The following is a 24,446-nucleotide window of genomic DNA, read 5'->3' on the forward strand; positions in this document are numbered from 1 at the left end:
GCGACCATGAGCGCCCTGGAACCGCGCGACACCGAGGTCGCGGACATCTCTGACAGATCCGGTCCCCACGACGTGGCGACCGACACCGTGCTGAGCCGCAACCACCGGGCGCTGAGCATCGGGATCGTCTCCGTCGTCCTGCTGATCGCCTTCGAGGCGACCGCCGTCGGTACGGCGATGCCCGTCGCGGCGCGGGAACTGGACGGGGTGTCGCTGTACGCGTTCGCGTTCTCGGGGTTCTTCACCACCAGCCTGTTCGCGATGGTGCTCTCCGGGCAGTGGTCGGACCGCCGGGGGCCCCTGGCGCCGCTGACCGCGGGGATCGGCTCGTTCGTGGCCGGGCTGCTGCTGGCGGGGACGGCGAGCACGATGTGGGTGTTCATCGCCGGGCGGGCCGTGCAGGGACTCGGCGGCGGCCTGGTGATCGTCGCCCTGTACGTCGTCGTCGGCCGGGCCTACCCCGAGCGGCTGCGCCCGTCGATCATGGCGGCGTTCGCGGCGGCCTGGGTGGTCCCGTCGATCGTCGGCCCGCTCGCCTCGGGCGCGGTGACGGAACACCTGGGCTGGCGCTGGGTGTTCGTCGGCATCCCGGTGCTCGTGGTGTTCCCGCTGGCGATCGCCCTGCCGCAGATACGGCGGCGGGCGGGCGGCCCGGTGGGCGAGGACGCCGGGGAGGGCGCTGAGCGGTCCTCCTTCGACCTGCGCCGCATCCGGCTCGCCCTCGGCATCTCCCTGGGCGCCGGGCTGCTCCAGTACGCGGCGCAGGACCTGCGCTGGCTGTCGCTGCTGCCCGGGGTGGCGGGGGCCGCGCTGCTGGTCCCGGCCGTGCGGGGGCTGCTGCCGCGCGGCACGTACCGGGCGGCGCGCGGGCTGCCGTCCGTGGTGCTGCTGCGCGGGGTCGCGGCGGGCTCGTTCGTCGCCGCCGAGTCCTTCGTGCCGCTGATGCTCGTCACCCAGCGTGGGCTGTCCCCGACGCTGGCCGGGTTCTCCCTCGCTGCGGGCGGGGTCACCTGGGCGCTGGGCTCGTGGGTGCAGTCGCGGCCGCGGATGGCACAGCACCGGGAGCGGCTGATGACCCTCGGGATGGTGCTGGTGGCCGCGGCCATCGCCGCCGCGCCCAGTGTGCTGATCGAGGCCGTCCCGGTCTGGACGGTCGCCGTCGCCTGGGCCTTCGGCTGCTTCGGCATGGGCCTGGTCATCGCCTCCACCAGCGTGCTGCTGCTGCGGCTGTCCGCCCCTGAGGAGGCCGGCACCAACTCCGCGGCCCTGCAGATCTCCGACGCCCTCTCCAACGTCGTCCTGCTCGCCGCGGGCGGCGCCGCCTTCGCCGCGCTGGGCGGCGGCACGGTGGCCCACACCACCACGACCACCGCCTCCGCCTCCCACCCGGCGGCGTTCGCGGTGGTCTTCCTGCCGATGGCGGCGGTGGCGCTGACGGGGGCGTGGGTGACGCGGCGACTGCGGTCCGTGGCCTGATCGCCAGGCGGCTGAGGTGCCTTCACGAGGGGATGTGACCTCAGTCCCATCCCCGGGTGACGCCGTGCCGTCGGCGCGTTGACACCGGCGGGCCGCCGGTAGGGTGGCCCGGTCGTCATACGTAGCCGAGCCCCCCAGCACAGCGAACCGGAGACCGTGACTACTACCGCCGCCAGCTCGTCCCACTCGCATCACCTCTCGCCCGCCTTCCCCGGTCGTGCCCCCTGGGGTACCGCCGGGAAGCTGCGTGCCTGGCAGCAGGGCGCGATGGAGAAGTACGTCCAGACCCAGCCCCGCGACTTCCTGGCGGTGGCCACCCCCGGCGCCGGAAAGACGACCTTCGCGCTGACGCTGGCCTCCTGGCTGCTGCACCACCACGTCGTCCAGCAGGTGACCGTGGTCGCGCCGACCGAGCACCTGAAGAAGCAGTGGGCGGAAGCCGCCGCGCGGATAGGCATCAAGCTCGACCCGGAGTACAGCGCGGGCCCGCTCGGCAAGTCGTACCACGGCGTCGCCGTCACGTACGCCGGTGTCGGCGTTCGCCCCATGCTGCACCGCAACCGCGTCGAGCAGCGCAAGACCCTCGTCATCCTCGACGAGATCCACCACGCCGGCGACTCCAAGTCGTGGGGCGAGGCGTGCCTTGAGGCGTTCGAGCCCGCGACCCGCCGGCTCGCCCTCACCGGTACGCCGTTCCGCTCCGACACCAACCCCATCCCGTTCGTGACGTACGAGGAGGACGGGGCCGGCATCCGGCGTTCGGCCGCCGACTACACCTACGGTTACGGCTCCGCCCTCTCCGACGGCGTCGTCCGGCCCGTCATCTTCCTCTCCTACAGCGGCAACATGCGCTGGCGCACGAAGGCGGGCGACGAGATCGCTGCCAAGCTGGGCGAGCCGATGACCAAGGACGCCGTCAGCCAGGCCTGGCGCACCGCGCTCGACCCGCGCGGCGAATGGATGCCGGCCGTGCTGCGCGCCGCCGACCAGCGGCTGACCGAGGTCCGCAAGGCCATCCCGGACGCAGGCGCCCTGGTCATCGCCTCCGACCAGGACTCCGCCCGCGCCTACGCCAAACTGATCCGCGAGATCACGGGCAGCAGCGCGACACTCGTCCTCTCCGACGACGCCGGCGCCTCGAACCGGATCGACGACTTCAGCGGCAGCGAGAACCGCTGGATGGTCGCCGTCCGCATGGTGTCCGAGGGCGTCGACGTGCCCCGGCTCGCGGTCGGGGTGTACGCCACCACCATCTCCACCCCGCTCTTCTTCGCCCAGGCCGTCGGCCGTTTCGTACGGTCCCGCCGGCGCGGCGAGACCGCCTCCGTGTTCCTGCCGACCGTCCCGGACCTGCTGACCTTCGCCAACGAGATGGAGGTCGAGCGCGACCACGCCCTCGACAAGCCGAAGAAGGACGGCGAGGAGGACCCGTACGCCGAGTCCGAGAAGGAGATGGACGAGGCGAACCGGGAGCAGGACGAGGACACCGGCGAGCAGGACATGCTGCCCTTCGAGGCGCTGGAGTCCGACGCCGTCTTCGACCGGGTCCTCTACGACGGCGCCGAGTTCGGCATGCAGGCCCACCCGGGCAGCGAGGAGGAGCAGGACTACCTCGGCATCCCGGGCCTGCTCGAACCCGAACAGGTGCAGATGCTGCTGCAGAAGCGGCAGGCCCGGCAGATCGCGCACAGCCGCAAGCGGCCCGACACCGAGGCCGACCTCCTCGAACTGCCCGCCGACCGGCGGCCGGTGGTGACCCACAAGGAGCTGATGGAGCTGCGCCGGCAGCTCAACACGATGGTCGGCGCGTACGTCCACCAGAGCGGCAAGCCGCACGGGGTCGTCCACACCGAGCTGCGCCGGGTGTGCGGCGGCCCGCCCAGCGCCGAGGCGACGGCGGGTCAGTTGCGCCAGCGCATCGCCAAGGTGCAGGAGTGGGCGACGCGGATGAAGTGACACGGGGGTGCCGCCACGCGTTCCTGATGCGTGGTCCGACGGCACCGCCGGAGTACGTATCGGGATGAACACCGCACTCCGTACCGGACGGTGACCGGATTCTGGACGGAGGCTTCCGCTCAGCGAACCGGCTTCGCTAATGTCCCGCTACGCCGACGCACCGTGGCAGCGCCGCCGCGGAGCGCAGCCGTGAAGCGACTTCAGTCCGGGACGGCCCGGACCGCCGGCCGATCGGTGGCCTCTGCCGCACGTCACCGACGGGACCCGGGGACGTGCCCGACGCGAAGAGGGCCGCCGACCTCACCACTAAGGAGTGGGCGTCGTGACCGCGGAGACCTCCCAGACGCTCGACCGGGGACTGCGAGTCCTCAAACTGCTGGCCGAGACGGACCACGGGCTGACCGTCACCGAGCTGTCGCACAAACTGGGCGTCAACCGGACCGTGGTGTACCGGCTGCTCGCCACCCTGGAACAGCACACGCTCGTCCGCCGCGATCTGGGCGGCCGCGCCAGGGTCGGGCTGGGAGTGCTGCGGCTGGGCCGCCAGGTGCATCCGCTGGTACGGGAGGCGGCGCTGCCCGCGCTGCGGTCGCTGGCCGAGGACATCGGGGCCACCGCGCATCTGACGCTGGTGGACGGTTCGGAGGCGCTGGCCGTCGCCGTGGTCGAACCGACGTGGACCGACTACCACGTGGCCTACCGGGCCGGTTTCCGGCACGCCCTGGAACGGGGCGCCGCGGGCAAGGCGATACTCGCGGCCCGCCGGCAGCCGGCCGTGGACCCCGGCTACACCCTGACCCACGGCGAACTGGAGGCCGGGGCCTGCGGGGCGGCGGCACCGCTGCTCGGCGTGACGGGCCTCGAGGGCAGCGTCGGGGTCGTCATGCTGGCGGACTCCGTACCGGAACGCGTGGGCCCACGCGTCGTACACGCGGCCCGCGAGGTGGCGGAGGCCCTCCGCTAGCCACTGCCACGGGGCGCCGCCCCACGGGACGCACCTCGCGCCGCCCCGGCGGCCCACCTCGTGCCGTCCCGGCAGCTCGCCCCGTGCCGTCCCGCCGGCCCGGCTCGTGCGGTGCCGACGGGCGCACTGTGCGCATGGGCGGCGGTCTACGTGCTGTGCCGGCGGTGCACACCCCGCGCTCCCGGCAGCTCGCCGCGTGCCGTGGCGGTGGCCTACCTCGTGCCGTGGTGGTGGGCGCACTTCGTGCTGTGCCGACGGCGCGCCTCGTGCTGTCCCGCCGGGCCCCACCCCGTGCTGTCCCGCCGGGCCCCCACCCCGTGCTGTCCCGGCGGGCGCACCTCCTGCTGTGCCGGCGGGTGCACCGCGTGCCGTGCCGACGGCCCACTCGTGCCGCGTCGCCGAGCCCACTCGTGCCGTGCCGACGGCCCACTCGTGCCGCGTCGCCGAGCCCACTCGTGCCGTGCCGACGGCCCACTCGTGCCGCGTCGCCGAGCCCACTCGTGCCGCGTCGCCGAGCCCGTCCCGTCCCGGCCACCGGCGGCGCCACCGCCCCCGGTCGCCGGGAACGGCTGCCAGGTGGCCGGACATCGGTCGGGGGATAGATTGAACCCGTGCTCTCTCGTCTCACACATTCCCAGGCCCTCGCCGTCTGTGCGGTGCCCGTCGCGGCTCTGATCGCCACGGCGGTGTTCGCGCCGCTGCCGTTCTCGGTGGCGCAGCCCGGGATGACGGCGAACGTGCTCGGGGAGAACAAGGGCACCCAGGTCATCACCATCTCCGGCGCCCCCACCCGCAGCACGAGCGGTCAGCTCCGTATGACGACCATCGAGGCCACCGGCCCCGACGCGAACGTCTCGCTGGGGGACGTGATCGACGGCTGGTTCGCCACCGACCGGGCGGTCATGCCGCGCGACGCGGTCTACCCGAGTGGCAACAGCCTGAAGGAGATCGAGCAGCACAACACGGAGCAGATGAGGCAGTCGCAGGACGCGGCCACCCGGGCCGCCCTGAAGTACCTCGGCGTCAGCGACAAGAAGGTCAAGGTCACGCTGAAGCTCGCCGACGTCGGTGGCCCCAGCGCGGGTCTGCTGTTCTCCCTCGGCATCGTCGACAAGCTCCACGGCGACGGAAACGGCGGCGACCTCACGGGAGGCCGCACCATCGCCGGTACGGGCACCATCAACGCCGACGGCACGGTCGGCGCGGTCGGCGGCGTGGCCCTCAAGACGCAGGCCGCCCACCGGGACGGCGCCACCGTCTTCCTGGTCCCGAAGGCCGAGTGCGCCGACGCCAAGGCCGAACTGCCCAAGGGCCTGCGCCTGGTCCCGGTGACCACCCTCAACGGCGCGGTCGGCGCGCTGGTGGCCCTGGAGAACGGCAAGGGCACGGTCCCGAGCTGCTAGTGCGGTGACCGTAAAGGTTCACCGGCTCGCGGCGCCCGGCACTCCCCCAGCCTTCGGCCGGGGGTACCCCCACGCCGCGTTGTCGCATCACCCGAGTACATCCCGTACGCGGGTGATGCTCCGCCTTGCGAGGCTCCCCCACTGCCCGAAGGGCGTGGGAGGTGCCCCCGGCACCGGACGCCGCGAGCTTCCCGGCAAACCTTCCCGGCCACAGCACTAGACCGCCGATACGGCAGGGGCCGTCCTGCGAGCGGCGGCAAGACGCAGGCCGAGGTCAACGAGGGTCCAGCCGAGCTGGGTACGGAGGGCACCGGGCTGCCTGGCCTGGGCGGCAGCGTGGTGCCCCGTGGCCTGGGCCTGGAGTTCGGCGGCGCGGGTGCGGTGCAGGATGAGGTGGGTCTCGGCATGCATGGGGCGGCCTCTCAGTCCGTGTGGGTGGGGAAGACGTGCGAGTGGACGCGCACCTGCTCGGTGTCCGGGGTGCCGTCGGCGGGGGCCAGGGCGCGGTAGCTCTCCACGAGCTCGTGCATCTTCTCGATCAGTTCGAGGGCGAGTTCGGGCGTGAGGCGCAGCGTCCAGGAGCTCATGTCCGCGGCGCGGGTCCATGCCTCGGACCAGTCGCTCCTCGTGCCGAGCCAGGTCGCCAGCTCCTGAGTGCGCTGGTTCGCGACCTCGTGCATGAACAGGTCCGCGGCGCCGCGTACTTCGGGGTCGGGGTCCTTCAGCAGCGTGTCGTCGAAACTCTCGCCCCCGTGGGCCGCCCGCCACCAGCGCTCCCGCCCCTTGCCGTGCCCGGGCGCGTCCTCGACGAAGCCGTGCGCGGCGAGCTGACGCAGGTGGTAACTGGTGGCACCGCTGGACTCGCCCAGTTTCGCGGCCAGTTGGGACGCGGTGGCCGGCCCGCCGCGCCGCAGCGCGGTCAGCAGCCGCATGCGGAGGGGGTGTGCCAGGCCACGCAGCGAGCGGGCATCAAGAGGGCGGACCCGAGGGTCCAGGGGTTCGGCCATGCATACAAAGATAGCGTTGCAAAGAAGGCTTTGCAACAGGTTCTTTGGAAGTAGCCCCTCTCACTCCTCCTCCGCCGCCTGCTCCACCAGCGGGATGATCCGCAGCGGCACCGGGTTCTCCATGACGATTGCCGTCGACGCCCGGTCGATGCCCTCGAACCCCACCACCCGGTCGATCACGCGCTGGAGATCGGCGTTGGAGCGGGCGACCAGGCGGCACAGCATGTCGCCGGTGCCGGTCGTGGTGTGCAGCTCCAGCACCTCCGGCACGGTCGCCAGATGGGCCCGTACGTCCGGGCCCTGCCCCTGCCGGATCTGGAGCGTCGCGAACGCCGTGACCGGATAGCCGAGCGCCGCCGGGTCCACCTCCGGCCCGAAGCCGCGGATCACCCCGCGCGCCTGAAGGCGGTCCAGACGCGCCTGGACCGTCCCCCGCGCCACCCCCAGCCGCCGTGACATCTCCAGCACGCCGACGCGCGGCTCGCGCGCCAGCAGCACGATGATGCGGCCGTCCAGATGATCGATCGCCACGCGTCCCGCCCCCCGAATGGTCATCCTGTACAGAAAGTCCGAAGGGCCGCCGCCTTCACCGAGCATATTGCCCAGTGAATGTGCGAACTATTGCGCACCTTGCGAGACCGGGTGACGCTTCCGCTATGACGCAGACCACACACCTCACTCCCGACGCGACCGCCCGGCAGGCCGACCCCTTCCCGGTCAAGGGAATGGACGCGGTCGTCTTCGCCGTGGGCAACGCCAAGCAGGCGGCGCACTACTACTCCACCGCCTTCGGCATGAAGCTGGTCGCCTACTCCGGACCGGAGAACGGCAGCCGGGAGACCGCGAGCTACGTCCTGGAGAGCGGCTCCGCCCGCTTCGTGTTCACCTCGGTGGTCAAGCCCGCCACCGACTGGGGCACCTTCCTCGCCCAGCACGTGGCCGAGCACGGCGACGGCGTCGTCGACCTCGCCATCGAGGTCCCGGACGCGCGCGCCGCGTACGCCTACGCCATCGAGCACGGCGCCCGCTCGGTGACCGAGCCGTACGAGCTGAAGGACGAGCACGGCACCGTCGTCCTCGCCGCGATCGCCACCTACGGCCAGACCCGCCACACCCTGGTCGAGCGGGCCGGCTACGAGGGCCCGTACCTGCCCGGCTACGTGGCCGCGAAGCCCATCGTCGAGCCGCCCGCCCAGCGCGTCTTCCAGGCCGTCGACCACTGCGTCGGCAACGTCGAACTCGGCCGCATGAACGAGTGGGTGGAGTTCTACAACAAGGTCATGGGCTTCACGAACATGAAGGAGTTCGTGGGCGACGACATCGCCACCGAGTACAGCGCGCTGATGTCGAAGGTCGTGGCCGACGGCACGCTCAAGGTCAAGTTCCCGATCAACGAGCCCGCCGTCGCCAAGAAGAAGTCCCAGATCGACGAGTACCTGGAGTTCTACGGCGGCGCCGGCGTCCAGCACATCGCGCTCAACACCAACGACATCGTGCAGACCGTACGCACGATGCGCGCCGCCGGTGTCGAGTTCCTGGACACCCCCGACTCCTACTACGACACCCTCGGCCAGTGGGTCGGCGACACCCGCGTGCCCGTGGAGACCCTGCGCGAGCTGAAGATCCTCGCCGACCGCGACGAGGACGGCTACCTGCTACAGATCTTCACCAAGCCGGTCCAGGACCGCCCGACCGTCTTCTTCGAACTCATCGAACGGCACGGCTCGATGGGCTTCGGCAAGGGCAACTTCAAGGCCCTGTTCGAGGCGATCGAGCGCGAGCAGGAGCGCCGCGGGAACCTCTGAGCCCGCCCGCCGCGAGCCCGCCCACGGGCACTCCGCCCGCCGCGACACCCGCCCGCCGCGACACCCGCGCGGCGGGCGGGCGGCCGTCGCGGCTCGCTGGTCGCGGACGTGTCCGGGCCCGGCAGAGGGTTCTCCACGGCGCCCACCGTGCGTCAGGACGGCGACCGTCACCCGGCAGGCCGAGGGGCGGGGCCGACGGGGTTCACACCGATGGCCCCGGGTGCGAGGCTGTGATCGTGAGCCGCATTGAAGCCGCACCCGACGAAGCCCAGGGCAACCTCACCGACCGGCTCCTCGCGGGCCTGCCGGCCGAGGCGGTCCTCATCGATCCCGATGTCACGTCCTCCTACGCCAACGACATGGCCAGCTTCTGCCCGTCCGGCGCCCCGGCCGTCGTCGTCCTGCCGCGCACGGTGGAACAGGTCCAGCACGTCATGCGCACCGCCACCGAACTGCGCGTCCCGGTCGTCCCGCAGGGCGCCCGCACCGGCCTGTCCGGTGCGGCCAACGCCTCCGACGGCTGCATCGTGCTGTCCCTGACCAAAATGGACCGCATCCTGGAGATCAGCCCGGTCGACCGGGTCGCGGTCGTCGAGCCGGGCGTCGTCAACGCCGCGCTCTCCCGCGCGGTGAACGAACACGGCCTGTACTACCCGCCGGACCCCTCCAGTTGGGAGATGTGCACGATCGGCGGCAACATCGGCACCGCCTCCGGCGGCCTGTGCTGCGTGAAGTACGGGGTCACCGCCGAGTACGTGCTCGGTCTGGACGTCGTGCTGGCCGACGGGCGGCTGATGTCCACCGGCCGCCGCACCGCCAAGGGCGTCGCCGGATACGACCTGACCCGCCTGTTCGTCGGCTCCGAGGGCTCGCTCGGCATCGTCGTGCGGGCCGTTCTGGCACTCAGGCCGCAGCCGCCGCAACAGCTCGTGCTGGCCGCCGAGTTCGACTCCGCGGCCGCCGCCTGCGACGCCGTGTGCCGGATCATGGCGGGCGGACATGTGCCCTCCCTGCTCGAACTGATGGACCGTACGACGGTGAAGGCCGTCAACGACCTCGCCCGCATGGGCCTGCCGGAGACCACCGAGGCGCTGCTGCTGGCCGCGTTCGACACGCCGGACCCGGCCGCCGACCTCGCCGCGGTCGGCGCGCTGTGCGAGGCGGCCGGCGCCACCCAGGTCGTCCCCGCCGACGACGCCGCCGAGTCCGAGATGCTGTTGCAGGCGCGGCGGCTGTCGCTCACCGCGCTGGAGGCCGTCAAGGGCACGACGATGATCGACGACGTGTGCGTGCCCCGCTCCCGGCTCGGCGAGATGCTCGAAGGCATCGAACGGATCGCCGAGAAGTACCAGCTCACCATCGGGGTCTGCGCGCACGCGGGCGACGGCAACACCCATCCGACCGTCTGCTTCGACGCGCAGGACCCCGACGAGTCGCGGCGCGCCCGCGAGTCCTTCGACGAGATCATGGCCCTCGGTCTCGAACTCGGCGGCACCATCACCGGCGAGCACGGCGTGGGCGTGCTGAAGAAGGAGTGGCTGGCGCGCGAGATCGGCCCGGTGGGGGTCGAGATGCAGCGGGCGATCAAACAGGCCTTCGACCCGCTGGGCATCCTCAACCCCGGCAAGCTGTTCTGACGCCGCCGCGTTCACTGGGCGAGCAGCCCGGCCAGCTCGTCGTCGATGCCGAGCTGCTCGCCCTCGGTGCCCGGCGGCACCAGGCGCAGCGTGCGCTCCAGCCAGGCCGACACCTGCGCGGCGGACGCCTCCAGCAGGGCCTCGCCGTCGGGCGCGCTCAGTGCCAGCAGCACCACGCTGCGGCCCAGCGCCTTCGACGGCCACACCCGCACGTCGCCGTTTCCGCACGGCCGGAACACCCCCTCCACGAGCAGTTCCCGGGCGAACGTCCAGTGCACGGGGTGCTCGGAGTCGACGTGGAAGACGACGTGCACGGCGTACGGGTCGTCGGTGCGGTAGGCGAGCCGTGCCGGGACGGGGACGCCGCACTCGGGCGACAGGATCAGTCTCAGCTCCAGTTCGCGCTCCACCACGGTGTGCCGCATGGTTCTCTCCTCTCTCCCACGGGCCCCTCGGTGGGCCCGTGTGAAGGGAGAGGGCGCTGGACGCCGGGCATTACGCGGGTTGTCCGAACTTTTTCGATCCGGATCTCGCGTGATCGTGAAGTATGTGTACGAGGTTGCCCGGAAAGGAGTGGGTCCGGCCGGACCGGCGGTGTCGGCTGTCCCGGTCTGATAGATGTGGAGGCCCTCAAGACGACCTCCGAGCAGATACGGGACGACGGACATGAGCGCCCCAACCCCGGCACCCGGTGACGACAGGCCACGCGAAGGCTACTACCCGGACCCGTCCATCCCTGGCTACGTCCGGTACTGGAACGGCGCCTCCTGGGTGCCGGGCACCAGCCGCCCGGCACCGACCGACGGCGAGCCGCTCGGACCGCCGCCCGGCGTGCACACCACGGCGGTCCCGACAGTGGAGGAGACGGGACCGCACTTCTTCGACGAGGACCCCGTCGCCGACCCGAATCCCGCCGCGGCACCGCAGGGCGGCCGGCCCGAACCGGCGTCGGCGTGGGGCGCCGACCGCAACCGGCAGTCCGGCTTCGGCGGCGGCCAGGACCACCGCGTCTCCTGGGGCGCCCCGGCCCCGGCCGACCCGCGGGTGGCCCACACGGCGGACCCCGCACCGGCCGACGCGGATCCGGCCCGGGACGGGGGCCGCTCCGACGGCACGTTCGTCTTCCGCCGCCCCACGACCGGCGGCACTCCCGGGGCCCCGGGTGACGCCGTCCCCGGCGTTCCGGGACCGGGCACGCCCGTCGACGAGGGCACGATGACCTTCCGCGCGGTGCCTCCCAGGACTCCGGGGGCAGGCACGCCGGGCCTTCCCGGCCAGGGCTTGCCCGGCTCCGGCTCCGGGGCCGCGTCCGGCTCCGGCCTGCCGGGCCCGTCCGGTGGCGCCGGCTTCCCGGGCGGCGCCGGGGCGGCCGGGGCCCCCGCTGCCGGTGGGCCCGCCGCGAGCGGTGCCGGCGGTCCCGGTTTCGGGGCCGGAAAGGCCGCCGCCGCGCGGGCGGCGGCCGCGCAGCCGCCCGGCCAGGCCGGGGCCCGGCCCGGTGGTGCCTCCGCACAGGCTCCCGTCCCGGCCGCGCCACCGATGTCCTCCCCCTCGGCCCCGCCCCTTCAGCCCGGTGGGCAGCAGGGTCCCGGCGCTCCCGCCGGGACGCCGCTGGCCAGTGGTGCCGGTGGTGGGCAGTCCTCCTGGGCGCAGCAGGTGCACCGGCTCGCCGGGTCGGGTGAGCAGCAGCCCGTGGCGCCCTGGAAGCCGCCGGTCGAGGACCCGTTCCAGGCGGCGGCACGGCGGCAGGCCTCGGCCCGGCCCGCCGGCCTCGGCAAGCGACTGGCCGCCCGGCTCGTCGACTCGGTCGTCCTCGGGGGCGTCACCGCCGTGGCCGCCGTACCGCTCGGCACCAAGGCGATCGACCACGTCAACGGGAAGATCGACGCGGCCCGGCTCTCCGGCCGCACGGTGACGGTCTGGCTCCTGGACGGCACCACGGCGACGTACCTCGGCGTCGTCCTCGCCGTCCTGCTGCTCTTCGGCGTGGTCTACGAGGTGCTGCCCACCGCCAAGTGGGGCCGCACTCTGGGCAAGAAGCTGTGCGGCCTGGAAGTGCGGGACATCGAGGGCCACGGGCCCCCGTCGTTCGGCCCGGCCCTGCGCCGCTGGCTCGTCTGGGGTGTCCCGGGCCTCCTCGGCATCGGTCTGGTGGGCATGGCGTGGTGCCTGTTCGACCGGCCGTGGCGCCAGTGCTGGCACGACAAGGCGGCGCACACGTTCGTGGCGGGCTGACGAGACCGGCGGGGCGGCTCCGCCTCCGCGCCGGACTCATCCGCGCCGGCCTTGTCCGTGCCGGTCCCACTCGTGCCGGTCCCCTCCACGCCGGCCTTGTCCGCGCCGGTCCCACTCACGCCGGTCTCATCCGTACGGCCGCGCAGCGGGTGCGCGGCGGTCGGGCTCGCGATCCACTCGGCGCATGAGCACCGAACCGCCCTCCGGCTCCGGACCGCAGCCCCCTTCCCCCGGGGGAAGGCGATCACCCCACGGCCAGGGTCCGTGGGGCGAGAGCGCGCGGGGCGACGACGGGCAGGGCGGCGGCGCGTGGGGCGGCGCCCAGGAAGGCGGGCGGTCGGGCGGCTCCCCGTACTCCGACGACCCGTCAGCAGGCATGCCCCCGCCGCCCGGCGAGCAGCCTCCGCCGCCCGGAGAGCAACCACCCCCCGGCGGCGGGCCACAGGGCGGTGGGCCGTACGGCGGTGGCCCGCAGGGCGGCGGAGGTCCTTACGGTCCGCAGGGCGGTGGCTACGGCGGTGGCGGCCCCTACGGCGGAGGCCCGCAGGGCGGCGGTTACGGCGGCGGTCCCTACGGCGGTGACCCGCTCGCCGGTATGCCCCCGCTGGCCGACAGCGGCAAACGCACCCTCGCCCGGATCGTCGACCTGGTCCTGGTCGGCATCGTCGTCACCCTGGTCACCTGGGGCCTGCGGGTCAACGAGTACGCGGTCAACGCCGAGAACGTGCAGGTCGGCAAGTCGGTGGCGCAGTCGGTGGTCGGCGTGGTGCTCTACATGGCCTACGACACCTTCATGATCTCCAGATACGGGCAGACCCTGGGCAAGAAGTGGCTGGGCATGCGGGTGGCCAACCTCGACGACGGCTCCACCCCGTCCGTCCCGACCGCGCTGGCACGCGCGGCGGTGCTCTGGGTGCCCTTCTGGTTCTGCTGCGCCTGCCTGTGGCTGGCGATCAGCGGCGGGTGGAGCTTCTTCGACCGCCCCTACAAGCAGGGCCTGCACGACAAGGCGGCCAAGACGGTGGTGGTCAGCACCGGTTGACCTCGGCCCGGGGCGGCGAGGAGCTTCGCAGAAGGCCGGAGAACGCCGGAGGAGGTCAGGAGGCCGTCGGCCCCCGTACCGGCTCGACTCCGGCCGTGACGGGCTGCCGGTGTGCCCGCGCCCGGACCCGCGTCTGGACCCGTGCCTGCCGGGCGCCGGCCGGCTCGGCCGTGCGTGCCTTCGGCATCGGCACCGTCATCGCGACCAGGAGCCCCAGCGCGAGTGCCGCGAGGGCGATGACCACGATTCCCAGGCCCGAAGTCGTCCGGGACAGCAGCAGCATGGCGAGCGTCGAGAAGATCACGGTGCAGGAACCGTAGGCGAGCTGTGCGGCGGTGGGACGAGGCATGGCAATCGGTCCTCGAAAGTGGGGGTCTCCCCCCGTGCCTCTCGCTGCGGGGGAGGGTGCGGACAGGGATCTGTAGGTGTGACGCGGGCATCGGCCTGGCATTCCGCCGGGTTCCCGGCGGTCCGCCAATCGACTCTATTCGCCTGTGTGCCCGACTGGAACCGCTGGTAAGCACGACCTAACCCATGGTGCCGGTGCACGGGGGGCGCACGGAGTCATGCGGTCCACGGAGTGGACGGGCGCACGCGCCCGCCGGGGCCGTTCGACCCTGGTGCACCGGTGTCCGTAAAGCGAACACCCGCTCCATAGTGCACTTGACGGGTTCAAGTCAAGATCTGTTTTTTCTTGCGAACGTCTAGTCGAATGACGTCACTTGACTACACGCGTTCATCGTGCGCGGACCTCTCCATGGCCCATGACCCCCCTTCCGCGCGCACGGACGCGGCTGGGGAGGACCACAAGTGACCAGTAGACGCTGGACGTTCAGAACGACCGCGATCGGTGTCGCGCTCGCGGCGGCCACCGCCACGTTCTCGACGTTCGCCGTGGCGGAGGCCGCGACGACGGCCGACTCCGCTTCCGTGAACCGGCACGACCCGCAGCCGGTGGAGCAGCACTCGCACGACCTCGACGGCCCGCTGAGCAAGACGCAGAAGGCCCAGCGCCAGGAGGCCCTGAGCCAGGTCATCGCCGGCAAGGCCAAGGTGCAGGACCGCAAGGGCTCCAAGGTCGTCGAGCTCAAGGGCAAGAAGGGCGACACCAAGTACGTCGAGCTGGGCCGGGAGAAGACCGACAAGATCTTCACCATCCTGGTCGAGTTCGGCGACAAGACGGACCCGAAGTACGGCGGTACCCCCGGTCCGCTGCACAACGAGATCGCCGCGCCGGACCGCAAGAAGGACAACTCCACGGCCTGGCAGAAGGACTACAACCAGAAGCACTTCCAGGACCTGTACTTCGGCACCGGCAAGAACGTCGAGTCGGTGAAGAAGTACTACGAGACCCAGTCCTCGGGCCGTTACTCGGTCGACGGCGTGGTCTCCGACTGGGTCAAGGTGCCCTGGAACGAGGCCCGTTACGGCAACAACGCGTGCGGCTCCACCAACTGCCCGAGCGTGTGGAACATCGTCAGCGACGGTGTGAACGCCTGGGTCGCCCAGCAGAAGGCGGCCGGCAAGACCGACGCCCAGATCAAGGCGGCGCTGGCCGAGTACGACCAGTGGGACCGCTACGACTACAACGGCGACGGCAACTTCAACGAGCCCGACGGCTACATCGACCACTTCCAGATCGTGCACGCCGGTGAGGACGAGTCCGCCGGCGGCGGCGCCCAGGGCACCGACGCGATCTGGGCGCACCGCTGGTACGCCTTCGGCACCGACGCCGGCGCCACCGGCCCCGAGTACAACAAGCTCGGCGGCGCGCAGATCGGCAACACCGGCATCTGGGTCGGCGACTACACCATCCAGCCGGAGAACGGCGGCCTCGGCGTCTACGCCCACGAGTACGGCCACGACCTCGGCCTGCCGGACGAGTACGACACCTCCGGCGGCGAGAACTCCACCGGCTTCTGGACGCTGATGTCCTCCGGTTCCTGGCTCGGCCGCGGCAAGGAAGCCATCGGCGACCTGCCCGGCGACATGAACGCCTGGGACAAGCTCCAGCTCGGCTGGCTCAACTACGACGTCGCCAAGGCGGGCGTGAACTCGGCGCACAAGCTGGGTCTGTCCGAGTACAACACCAAGCACCGGCAGGCCGTGGTGGTCTCCCTGCCCGACAAGGCGGTCACCACCACGATCGTCACCCCGGCCCAGGGTGCCACCCAGTGGTGGAGCGGCAGCGCCAACAACCTGAAGAACACCCTGACCCGGTCCGTGGACCTCACCGGCAAGAAGTCGGCCGCCCTCACCCTTGACGGCTGGTACGACATCGAGGCCAACTACGACTTCCTCTACACCGAGGTCTCCACCGACGGCGGCGCCAACTACACCGTCCTCGACGGCACGGTGAACGGCCAGCCGATCCCGCGCGACGGCAGCGGCAACCCGGCCCTGCACGGCACGGTCGACGGCTGGAAGAACCTGTCGTACTCCCTGGACGCCTACGCGGGTCAGAAGGTCCTGCTCCGCTTCCGCTACCAGACCGACGGCGGAGTGGCGCTGAAGGGCTTCACGGCCGACCGGATCACGCTGACCGCGGACGGCTCGGTGGTCTTCGCGGACGACGCCGAGAGCGCGGACCCGGCGTGGACGGCGAACGGCTTCTCCCGCATCGGCGCGTCCTTCACCAAGGACTACAAGCAGTACTACATCGCCGAGAACCGCCAGTACGTGTCGTACGACACCACGCTGCAGACCGGCCCGTACAACTTCGGCTTCGCCGACCGTCCTGACTGGGTCGAGCACTTCCCGTACCAGAACGGCCTGCTGATCTGGAAGTGGGACACCTCCGAGGCCGACAACAACACCAGCAAGCACCCGGGCACCGGCCGGATCCTCCCGGTCGACTCGCACCCGGACGCGCTGCGGTGGTCCGACGGCACGCTGATGCGCAACCGCATCCAGACCTACGACTCGACGTTCAGCCTGTACGGCACGGACGGCATCACGCTGCACAAGGCGGGCGTCACGACCAAGATCAAGTCGTCGAAGGGGGTGTCGGTCTTCAACGACCGCGCCAACACCTACTACGACCCGGCGAACCCGGCCGGCGGTGTCAAGATCACTGACACCAACACCAAGATCAAGATCACCAAGGAGGCCAAGGACGGCTCCACGATGGAGATCGAGGTCGGCGGCGCGCTGAAGTAATCAGCGTTTACGCAGGTCAAGCGCACATCGGCGGCAACCCCCTGGCGGGTTGCCGCCGATCGTGTTTAGGTGCGTCCTGTGACCCGCTTATTGACACCGACCGGAACGGGGGAGTGACCGCATGGCCGCAGGAGGTTTCTGCAAGCTGCCGAACGGCACCGTGGTGGTGGCGCTGAACCTGCCCAGCCCCACCCTCGACGGCGCCGGCGGCGTGCGCGTGCTCGTCCACGCGCACAACCGCGCCCGGGCCCTGACCCGGCTGCGCAACCTGGGCCTGCGCGCGGTCTACCTGCGGGGCAACGCGGCCCCGCCGACCCCGGACGAGGTCACCGCGGTCCTGCACCACCCCGACGGCCTGATATGGCGTACGTCACCCGGTGACACCGTGGGCGCCCCGGAGCTGTGGCACCCGATCAGAGCCCTGCTGCGCAGACCGGCCGCACACCGACAGGCGTCGTGACGGCCACCGGCAGGCGTCGCGCGAGCCCGTCCCGGTCAGGGCCCGGACAGGACCTGGAGAGGGAGGGGCAGGCGCGGACCATCTCGGGCCGCCTCGGACCGGTCGCTCCCTGATCCGGCCTGATCCAAGCGAAAGACCCTAGGCGACGACCGGCTTGCCCATGAGCTCGACGCCCGCCCGCCGCAGCTCCTCCAGTGCCCGTTCGGTGGTCGCCTGGGTCACCCCGGCGGTGAGGTCCAGGAGCACCTGGGTGCGGAAGCCCTCCCGCACGGCGTCCAGGGCGGTGGCGCGCACGCAGTGGTCCGTGGCGATCCCGACCACGTCCACCTCGTCGATGTGCCGGGCCCTGAGCCAGTCGGCCAGCGGCTCGCCGTTCTCGTCGGTGCCCTCGAAGCCGCTGTAGGCCGCCGAGTAGGCGCCCTTGTCGAAGACCGCGTCGACGGCTCCGGAGGCGACGGCCGGGGCGAAGTTCGGGTGGAAGCCCACGCCCTCCGTGCCCGCGACGCAGTGCGCGGGCCAGGAACGGACGAAGTCGGGGTTGTCGGCGAAGTGACCGCCGGGCGCGATGTGGTGGTCCCGGGTCGCCACCACGTGCCGGTAGCCCGCGGGAGCCTGCCCGATGAGCTCGGTGATCGCGGCGGCGACGTCGGCGCCCCCGGCCACCGCGAGGCTGCCCCCCTCGCAGAAGTCGTTCTGCACATCGACGACGATCAAGGCGCGGCGCATGGTCGGTGTCCTTCGGTTGTCGGATCGGCGGGCGGAGGGGACGCGGGTCCGGTCGTGAGGCCACGGTCCCGGCGGATCCGCCACTCGGACGTGAGGGGACTTTCGGGGGCGTACCGAAGCGGGGGCACGCGCTTTAGCTACCCGAGCCCGTGTGGACGTACTCCGTCGGAAGGACGGGTTCCCCTCGGGAGAGCTGGGTCGCCGACAGCGGCAGGTTGGCGCGGGCGGTCGCGTGCCGGTCCCGGGCGGCGTCCAGCGGCTCGCGGGCGACCACCTCGCCGCCCTTGACCAGCTCCACCAGGAGCTGCCGGCCGGCCAGCCGGTCCGGCACCGGGCCGGTGCCCACGACCTCCGCCTCCGCGACCCCGTGCGCGTCCAGCCGGCGCGCCGCCCACTTGCGGCCGCCGACGGAGGTCTTGCCGCCGGTGGACTTCTTCGCCACCGGCACCAGCGGCGCCCCGGCGTCGCCGGTCTCGGCGCGCGCGACCAGCTTGTAGACCATGGACGCCGTCGGGTGGCCGGAGCCGGTGACCAGCTGGGTGCCGACGCCGTAGGCGTCCACGGGCGCCGCCGCCAGCGAGGCGATGGCGTACTCGTCCAGGTCCGAGGTGACGATGATCTTCGTGTCCCGGGCGCCCAGCTCGTCGAGCTGCTGGCGCACCCGGTGCGCGACCAGCAGCAGGTCGCCGGAGTCGATGCGCACCGAGCCCAGCTCGGGCCCGGCGATCTCGACGGCCGTACGGACCGCCTCGGTCACGTCGTAGGTGTCCACCAGCAGGGTGGTGTCCCGGCCGAGCGAGTCCACCTGCGCCTGGAAGGCGTCCCGCTCGCTGTCGTGCAGCAGGGTGAAGGCGTGGGCGGAGGTGCCCACCGTCGGGATGTTGTAGCGGAAGCCGGCGGCCAGGTCGGAGGTGGAGGTGAAGCCGCCGAGGTAGGCGGCCCGGGAGGCGGCGACCGCGGCCAGCTCGTGGGTGCGGCGGGCGCCCATCTCGATCAGCGGGCGGCCGCCGGCGGCCGAGGCCATCCGGGAGGCGGCGGCCGCGATCGCCGAGTCGTGGTTGAGGATCGACAGGATCACGGTCTCCAGCAGCACGCACTCGCCGAACGACCCCTCCACCCGCATGATCGGCGAACCCGGGAAGTACACCTCGCCCTCGGGGTAGCCCCAGATGTCCCCACCGAACCGGTAGTCGGCGAGCCATTCGAGGGTCGGCTCGTCCACCACCCGGCGCTCGCGCAGGAAGGCGAGGACGTCCGCGTCGAAGCGGAAGTTCTCCACCGCGTCCAGCACCCGCCCGGTGCCGCCCACGACCCCGTAGCGGCGTCCGTCGGGCAGCCGCCGGGTGAAGACCTCGAAGACGCTGCGCCGCCCGCCCGTCCCGCCCTTCAGAGCGGCCTGGAGCATCGTCAGCTCGTAGTGATCGGTGAACAGAGCCGTCGAGGGAACGTCCACCGGCAGCCCAAGGTCCGCAACGCCCACCGAAGCTCTCCTAGACATGTCGCGCGGGTGCCCCCGGCGTCGGCCGGGGGTCCGGGGGCCGTCCCCGGATGATGCCTGGCGAAGAATCGTACTCCCATTTCGTCAGACTGACGATTTAGCCCTCCGTTTATGCGAGTACCCCCTCGGGGTGGCAGCATGGGCCGTGTGACGGCAGCCGCACCCATCGAGATCGAGAAGACCGAGTCGGCGGAGGAGGTCTTTGCCGTACCCGAACCCGACGTGCCCTGGGTGACGATCGTCCACAACGACCCCGTCAATCTCATGAGCTATGTGACGTACGTCTTCCAGACGTACTTCGGCTACTCCAAGGACAAGGCCACCAAGCTCATGCTCGACGTCCACCACAAAGGCCGGGCCATCGTCTCCAGCGGAACCCGTGAGGAGATGGAACGGGACGTTCAGGCCATGCACGGCTATGGTCTGTGGGCCACCCTCCAGCAGGACCGGAAGTAGCGAACTCCCTCCATGCCAGGAACCTTCGAACCGCTCCCCGGCGGCGGTGCGTCCGTCGCCCTCGACGACGTCGAGATCTCCATCATCCGCTCGCTGGCCGTGCAGCTCCTCGAGCTCATCGGTCCCGGCCCCGCCGAGGACACCCCCGCCGACCCGCTCGCCGAGCTGTTCGCCGAGGGCCCGAGCGAACCGCCGTCCGACCCCGTCCTCAAGCGGCTCTTCCCGGACGCCTACCGCGACCCCGAGACTCCCGGCAACCCCCAGGAGGCCGCCGAGCAGCGCGCCCACTCCGCCGAGTTCCGCCGCTACACCGAGAACGACCTGCGGGCCGGCAAGCGCGAGAACGCCCTCGCGGTGATCCACTCGCTCAACGCGCTCACCCCCGGCGAAGGCGGCCTGGCGGAGCTGGAGCTGACGCCGGCCGAGTCCCAGCGGTGGCTCGGGGCGCTCAACGACCTGCGCCTCGCCATCGGCTCCCGGCTGGAGATCACCGACGAGGACGACGCGGACGACTTCTACCGGCTGCCGGACGAGGATCCGCGCAAGCCAATGGTGATGGCCTACCTCTGGCTGGGCGGGCTCCAGGAGACCCTCGTCTCCACTCTCATGCCGTAGCCCCGCGCCTCTCGCGCCGCGGTCCCGCGCCTCTCGCCGTGGTCCCATGCCGTGATCCACCCGGCTCATGCCGTGATCCACCCGGTATATCCGGATTTCGCGTTCGCTCAGAGGACGCTCAAATCCGGATAACGATCGCGTCACTGCGACGGCCGGGTATGGGTGCGCTCTGCGCGCTTCGTCCCCTTCTTCCCGTGGGATGCATCACACAGCTCCCCGTCGATCAGTGTTGCGGCCGTGATAAATCTTCACGACCGCCCGGCGGACACCACCCATGTCCGGCCGGGTGCGCCACCGAGCCGGCAACAGCCGGCCAGGCACAGCGGTACCGGGGAGACCCGGGCACGCACTCCATCAATCCGGGGGGATCGAAACCCGATCCGGGGCCGACCGAGGGCCCGGGGTCGGCATGGAGAAAGGCGCACACCACATGACCTCACCGCAGGTCACGGAAGCCCCCGAAGAGGGGTACGAGCGAGGACTCGGCAGCCGCCAGGTCCAGATGATCGCCATCGGCGGCGCCATCGGCGTCGGCCTCTTCCTGGGTGCAGGGGCGAACATCGCCAAGGCCGGACCAAGCCTCATCGTCATGTACGCCCTCGCGGGCCTGATCATCTTCTTCATCATGCGAGCGCTCGGCGAGCTCCTGCTGTACCGCCCCGTCTCGGGCTCCTTCGCGGAGTACTCCCGCGAGTTCCTCGGCCCGTTCTTCGGCTTCTTCACCGGCTGGACGTACTGGCTGATGTGGGTGGTGACCGGAATGGCCGAGCTGACGGCCGCCGCGATCTACGTCCACTACTGGTTCCCCGCCATCCCGCAGTGGGTGACCGCGCTGGTGTTCCTGGTGGTCCTGTTCGTGGCCAACCTGATCTCCGTGAAGGTCTTCGGCGAGATCGAGTTCTGGTTCTCGATGGTCAAGGTCACCGCCCTCATCGGCATGATCGTGATCGGTCTCGGCGTCCTCACCTTCGGCTTCAGCGCCGCCGGCGACACCGCCGCCGTCAGCAACCTCTGGGAGTTCGACGGCTTCTTCCCCAAGGGCGTCGGCTCCTCCCTGATGACTCTCCAGGGCGTGATGTTCGCCTACCTCGCCGTCGAACTGGTCGGCGTCACCGCGGGCGAGTCCGAGGACCCGGAGAAGACCCTCCCCAAGGCGATCAACACCCTGCCCTGGCGGATCGCCCTGTTCTACGTCGGCGCCCTCACCGTCATCCTGTGCGTGGTGAAGTGGACCGAGTTCGCCCCGGGCGTCAGCCCCTTCGTGAAGGCGTTCGCGGTCATCGGCATCCCGGCCGGCGCGGGCATCGTGAACTTCGTGGTGCTCACCGCGGCCCTGTCCTCCTGCAACTCCGGCATGTACTCCACCGGCCGCATGCTGCGCACCCTGGCGGACAACGGCGAGGCCCCCCGCTTCTTCAGCCGCCTGTCGACCTCCAAGACCCCGGCGCTGGGCATCACCGTCTCCGTCGCCTTCATGGGCATCGGCGTCGTGCTGAACTACATCGTCCCGGAGAAGGCCTTCGGCTACGTCACCTCCGTCGCCACCGCGGCCGGCATCTGGACCTGGCTGATGATCCTGATCAGCCACGTCCTGTACCGCCGGGGCGTCGAGTCGGGCCGGCTGCGCGCCTCCTCCTTCCCGGCCCCCGGCGGCTCCAAGTGCTCCTACGTCGCCATCGCGTTCCTGCTCTTCGTCACCGGCCTGATCGCGTACGACGCCGACTCCCGCGTCTGCCTGTACGTGATGGCCGCGTGGGCCGCCGCCCTCGCCATCGGCTGGGCGGTCCTCAAGAACCGCAACCCGCAGGTCGCCGACCCCCGCGAGCCGCAGCTCGAGAAGGTCGGCTGACCCCGCGGGGTTCCCGGACCGGACGTCCCGGCAGGAGCGGGCCCCCCAACCCGCTCCCGCGGCCGCTCAGGATGTCCGCAATGTGGGCCGTTCCGTACCGAACTCCGGTACGGAACGGCCCGCCTGTCTATGCTGGCCGCCATGCTGACCCTTACCCAGGCCCTCTACGACCAGATCGTCGCTCACACCCGCAAGGACCACCCGGACGAGGCGTGCGGCGTCGTGGCCGGACCCGTGGGCTCCGGCCGGCCCGAGCGGTTCATCCCCATGGTGAACGCGGCCCGCTCGCCCACCTTCTACGAGTTCGGCTCGCAGGACCTGCTCAGGCTCTACCGGGAAATGGACGACCTGGACGAGGAGCCGGTGATCGTCTACCACTCGCACACCGCGACCGAGGCCTACCCCTCCCGCACCGACATCAGCTACGCCAACGAGCCCGGCGCGCACTACGTGCTGGTCTCCACCGCCGACACCGACGGGCTCGGCGAGTTCCAGTTCCGCTCGTTCCGCATCGTCGAGGGCGAGGTCACGGAGGAGGAGGTCAAGGTGGTGGAGGCGTACTGATCGGGGAACGTCTCGCGACGTGGATGGAAAGTGTCCGCGTGACGAGATCACACTCCGGGTCCCGGACCGGGAATCGATACGATGACCGCATGGTTTTCCACGACGTGAGCGACAAGACGCCGGGCATGCTGCTCGTGGCGCGGCTGCACGTCGACCTGTGCAGGCTGAACAGCGCCATCTGTTGACGTTCCGCGCCGCCGCACGGCCGTGAGGGCCGCGGCGCTCCCCCAGTGCCGAAAGCCCGGGGGCAACCCCTACGGTGCGCCCGGCCGCGTCCGAGCCGGGGGATCCATCCCGACGACATCCTTACCGACAGGAGCCCGCAACCATGGCCATCGAGGTCCGCATCCCCACCATCCTCCGCCAGTACACCGACGGCCAGAAGGCCGTGGACGGCAACGGGGAGACCCTCGCCGAGCTCTTCGCCGACCTCGAGACCCGGCACCCGGGCATCCAGGCCCGGATCGTCGACCAGGCGAACGGCGAGCAGCTGCGCCGCTTCGTCAACGTCTACCTGAACGACGAGGACGTGCGCTTCCTGGACGGTATCTCCACCAAGCTCGCCGACGGTGACAACGTGACGATCCTGCCGGCCGTCGCCGGCGGCATGCGCTGATCGGTCGCTGATCAGAGATGCGTTACGACTCCCCGCTGGCCGCGGTGGGCAACACCCCCCTGGTGTGCCTGCCGCGGCTGTCGCCGTCGGCCGACGTCCGCATCTGGGCGAAGCTGGAGGACCGCAACCCGACCGGCTCGATCAAGGACCGGCCCGCCCTGCACATGATCGAGCAGGCGGAGAAGGACGGCCGGCTCACCCCGGGCTGCACGATCCTCGAACCCACCTCCGGCAACACCGGCATCTCGCTGGCCATGGCGGCCAAGCTCAAGGGCTACCGCATGGTGTGCGTGATGCCCGAGAACACCTCGCAGGAGCGCCGGGACCTGCTCGGCATGTGGGGAGCGCAGATCATCTCCTCCCCGGCCGCGGGTGGTTCCAACACCGCCGTGCGCGTCGCCAAGGAACTGGCCGCCGAGCACCCGGACTGGGTGATGCTCTACCAGTACGGCAACCCGGACAACGCCGGTGCCCACTACGCCACCACCGGCCCCGAGATCCTCGCCGACCTGCCCTCGATCACGCACTTCGTCGCGGGCCTCGGCACCACGGGCACCCTCATGGGCGTCGGCCGCTACCTGCGCGAGCACAAGCCGGACGTGAAGATCGTCGCCGCCGAGCCGCGCTACGACGACCTGGTGTACGGCCTGCGCAACCTCGACGAGGGCTTCGTCCCCGAGCTCTACGACGCCTCCGTCCTCACCACCCGCTACTCGGTCGGCTCGGCCGACGCGGTCACCCGCACCCGTGAACTCCTCCAGCAGGAGGGCATCTTCGCGGGCGTCTCCACGGGCGCCGCGCTGCACGCGGCGATCGGCGTCGGGAAGAAGGCGCTGAAGGCGGGCGAGAGCGCCGACATCGTGTTCATCGTCGCCGACGGCGGCTGGAAGTACCTCTCCACCGGCGTCTACACCGCGGCCACCACCGAGGAGGCCATCGAGACCCTCCAGGGCCAGCTCTGGGCGTAGGTTCTGCCGCCCA

24 protein-coding genes are annotated in these 24,446 nt (G+C 71.4%); 17 read left to right on the forward strand and 7 right to left on the reverse strand.

Features of this window, described 5'->3' with window-relative positions; all coding sequences use genetic code 11:
* Nucleotides 1–6: 6 nt before the first annotated feature.
* The 4 genes from ACIQMV_RS11755 to ACIQMV_RS11770 all read left to right on the forward strand — a co-directional run bounded on the left by ACIQMV_RS11755 (nt 7) and on the right by ACIQMV_RS11770 (nt 5,799).
* Complete coding sequence (locus ACIQMV_RS11755; protein ID WP_141360532.1) at nt 7–1,476, forward strand: MFS transporter; 1,470 nt, start codon at nt 7–9, stop codon at nt 1,474–1,476.
* Nucleotides 1,477–1,632: 156 nt separating this feature from the next.
* Nucleotides 1,633–3,432 carry a DEAD/DEAH box helicase gene (locus tag ACIQMV_RS11760; RefSeq protein WP_402592523.1) on the forward strand — a complete coding sequence of 600 codons (1,800 nt, stop codon included), beginning with the start codon at nt 1,633–1,635 and terminating at the stop codon, nt 3,430–3,432.
* 322 nt (nt 3,433–3,754) lie between these two features.
* On the forward strand, nt 3,755–4,396 hold the full coding sequence (locus ACIQMV_RS11765; RefSeq protein WP_141360534.1) for an IclR family transcriptional regulator: 642 nt from the start codon (nt 3,755–3,757) through the stop codon (nt 4,394–4,396).
* A gap of 611 nt (nt 4,397–5,007) precedes the next feature.
* Entirely contained in the window at nt 5,008–5,799 is a 792-nt protein-coding gene (locus ACIQMV_RS11770) for a S16 family serine protease (protein WP_402592524.1), read from the forward strand.
* Nucleotides 5,800–6,015: 216 nt separating this feature from the next.
* Here ACIQMV_RS11770 and ACIQMV_RS11775 read toward each other — a convergent pair whose 3' ends face one another.
* From ACIQMV_RS11775 to ACIQMV_RS11785, 3 genes are read right to left on the reverse strand one after another with little or no spacing between them, the layout of a single operon-like run.
* On the reverse strand, nt 6,016–6,210 hold the full coding sequence (locus tag ACIQMV_RS11775; RefSeq protein ID WP_402592525.1) for a hypothetical protein: 195 nt from the start codon (nt 6,208–6,210) through the stop codon (nt 6,016–6,018).
* Between the two features lie 11 nt (nt 6,211–6,221).
* On the reverse strand, nt 6,222–6,806 hold the full coding sequence (locus ACIQMV_RS11780) for an ArsR/SmtB family transcription factor (RefSeq protein WP_401780210.1): 585 nt from the start codon (nt 6,804–6,806) through the stop codon (nt 6,222–6,224).
* 60 nt (nt 6,807–6,866) lie between these two features.
* On the reverse strand, nt 6,867–7,337 hold the full coding sequence (locus ACIQMV_RS11785; protein ID WP_172632955.1) for an Lrp/AsnC family transcriptional regulator: 471 nt from the start codon (nt 7,335–7,337) through the stop codon (nt 6,867–6,869).
* A 125-nt stretch (nt 7,338–7,462) separates the two neighbouring features.
* Here ACIQMV_RS11785 and hppD point away from each other — a divergent pair, with 125 nt between their 5' ends.
* Together hppD and ACIQMV_RS11795 are read left to right on the forward strand one after the other, a co-directional pair.
* Complete coding sequence (gene hppD, locus ACIQMV_RS11790; RefSeq protein WP_141360538.1) at nt 7,463–8,611, forward strand: 4-hydroxyphenylpyruvate dioxygenase; 1,149 nt, start codon at nt 7,463–7,465, stop codon at nt 8,609–8,611.
* Between the two features lie 230 nt (nt 8,612–8,841).
* A complete protein-coding gene (locus tag ACIQMV_RS11795; protein ID WP_225078624.1) occupies nt 8,842–10,248 on the forward strand; it encodes an FAD-binding oxidoreductase in 1,407 nt (468 codons plus the stop codon).
* A gap of 11 nt (nt 10,249–10,259) precedes the next feature.
* Here the strand turns inward: ACIQMV_RS11795 and ACIQMV_RS11800 are convergent, their stop codons facing one another.
* The gene (locus ACIQMV_RS11800) at nt 10,260–10,673 is read right to left on the reverse strand and encodes an SsgA family sporulation/cell division regulator (protein WP_402592526.1); all 414 of its coding nucleotides are present in this window, start codon (nt 10,671–10,673) and stop codon (nt 10,260–10,262) included.
* Between the two features lie 241 nt (nt 10,674–10,914).
* Between ACIQMV_RS11800 and ACIQMV_RS11805 the strand changes: the two genes are divergently transcribed.
* Nucleotides 10,915–12,480: an RDD family protein gene (locus ACIQMV_RS11805; RefSeq protein WP_402592527.1), complete on the forward strand. Its 1,566-nt coding sequence runs from the start codon at nt 10,915–10,917 to the stop codon at nt 12,478–12,480.
* Between the two features lie 184 nt (nt 12,481–12,664).
* On the forward strand, nt 12,665–13,522 hold the full coding sequence (locus ACIQMV_RS11810; RefSeq protein WP_402592528.1) for an RDD family protein: 858 nt from the start codon (nt 12,665–12,667) through the stop codon (nt 13,520–13,522).
* Between the two features lie 55 nt (nt 13,523–13,577).
* Here the strand turns inward: ACIQMV_RS11810 and ACIQMV_RS11815 are convergent, their stop codons facing one another.
* Entirely contained in the window at nt 13,578–13,871 is a 294-nt protein-coding gene (locus tag ACIQMV_RS11815) for a hypothetical protein (protein ID WP_390841959.1), read from the reverse strand.
* Between the two features lie 461 nt (nt 13,872–14,332).
* Here ACIQMV_RS11815 and ACIQMV_RS11820 point away from each other — a divergent pair, with 461 nt between their 5' ends.
* Nucleotides 14,333–16,681 (forward strand): immune inhibitor A domain-containing protein, encoded by a 2,349-nt coding sequence (locus tag ACIQMV_RS11820; RefSeq protein WP_402592529.1) that lies wholly within the window; start codon nt 14,333–14,335, stop codon nt 16,679–16,681.
* Nucleotides 16,682–16,802: 121 nt separating this feature from the next.
* Nucleotides 16,803–17,141 (forward strand): hypothetical protein, encoded by a 339-nt coding sequence (locus ACIQMV_RS11825; protein ID WP_141360545.1) that lies wholly within the window; start codon nt 16,803–16,805, stop codon nt 17,139–17,141.
* Between the two features lie 138 nt (nt 17,142–17,279).
* Here ACIQMV_RS11825 and ACIQMV_RS11830 read toward each other — a convergent pair whose 3' ends face one another.
* Nucleotides 17,280–17,867, reverse strand: coding sequence for an isochorismatase family protein (locus tag ACIQMV_RS11830; RefSeq protein ID WP_402592530.1), 588 nt, complete (start codon nt 17,865–17,867; stop codon nt 17,280–17,282).
* Between the two features lie 133 nt (nt 17,868–18,000).
* Nucleotides 18,001–19,347: a nicotinate phosphoribosyltransferase gene (locus ACIQMV_RS11835; RefSeq protein ID WP_402592531.1), complete on the reverse strand. Its 1,347-nt coding sequence runs from the start codon at nt 19,345–19,347 to the stop codon at nt 18,001–18,003.
* A 156-nt stretch (nt 19,348–19,503) separates the two neighbouring features.
* On the opposite strand from ACIQMV_RS11835, the gene clpS reads away from it, so the two are divergent.
* The 7 genes from clpS to ACIQMV_RS11870 all read left to right on the forward strand — a co-directional run bounded on the left by clpS (nt 19,504) and on the right by ACIQMV_RS11870 (nt 24,433).
* Entirely contained in the window at nt 19,504–19,821 is a 318-nt protein-coding gene (gene clpS / locus ACIQMV_RS11840) for an ATP-dependent Clp protease adapter ClpS (protein ID WP_141360548.1), read from the forward strand.
* 12 nt (nt 19,822–19,833) lie between these two features.
* The gene (locus ACIQMV_RS11845) at nt 19,834–20,436 is read left to right on the forward strand and encodes a DUF2017 domain-containing protein (RefSeq protein ID WP_402592532.1); all 603 of its coding nucleotides are present in this window, start codon (nt 19,834–19,836) and stop codon (nt 20,434–20,436) included.
* A 430-nt stretch (nt 20,437–20,866) separates the two neighbouring features.
* Nucleotides 20,867–22,285 (forward strand): amino acid permease, encoded by a 1,419-nt coding sequence (locus ACIQMV_RS11850; RefSeq protein WP_402592533.1) that lies wholly within the window; start codon nt 20,867–20,869, stop codon nt 22,283–22,285.
* Between the two features lie 141 nt (nt 22,286–22,426).
* Complete coding sequence (locus ACIQMV_RS11855) at nt 22,427–22,849, forward strand: Mov34/MPN/PAD-1 family protein (protein WP_402592534.1); 423 nt, start codon at nt 22,427–22,429, stop codon at nt 22,847–22,849.
* A gap of 89 nt (nt 22,850–22,938) precedes the next feature.
* On the forward strand, nt 22,939–23,034 hold the full coding sequence (locus ACIQMV_RS11860; protein ID WP_348638506.1) for a putative leader peptide: 96 nt from the start codon (nt 22,939–22,941) through the stop codon (nt 23,032–23,034).
* A 143-nt stretch (nt 23,035–23,177) separates the two neighbouring features.
* Nucleotides 23,178–23,465, forward strand: a complete 288-nt coding sequence (locus ACIQMV_RS11865; protein ID WP_141360553.1) for a MoaD/ThiS family protein — start codon at nt 23,178–23,180, stop codon at nt 23,463–23,465.
* A gap of 17 nt (nt 23,466–23,482) precedes the next feature.
* Nucleotides 23,483–24,433 carry a PLP-dependent cysteine synthase family protein gene (locus ACIQMV_RS11870; RefSeq protein ID WP_401780235.1) on the forward strand — a complete coding sequence of 317 codons (951 nt, stop codon included), beginning with the start codon at nt 23,483–23,485 and terminating at the stop codon, nt 24,431–24,433.
* The last annotated feature ends 13 nt before the right edge of the window (nt 24,434–24,446 follow it).

Source organism: Streptomyces sp. NPDC091412, from assembly GCF_044756885.1.
In the GTDB taxonomy this organism is placed as follows: Bacteria; Actinomycetota; Actinomycetes; order Streptomycetales; family Streptomycetaceae; genus Streptomyces.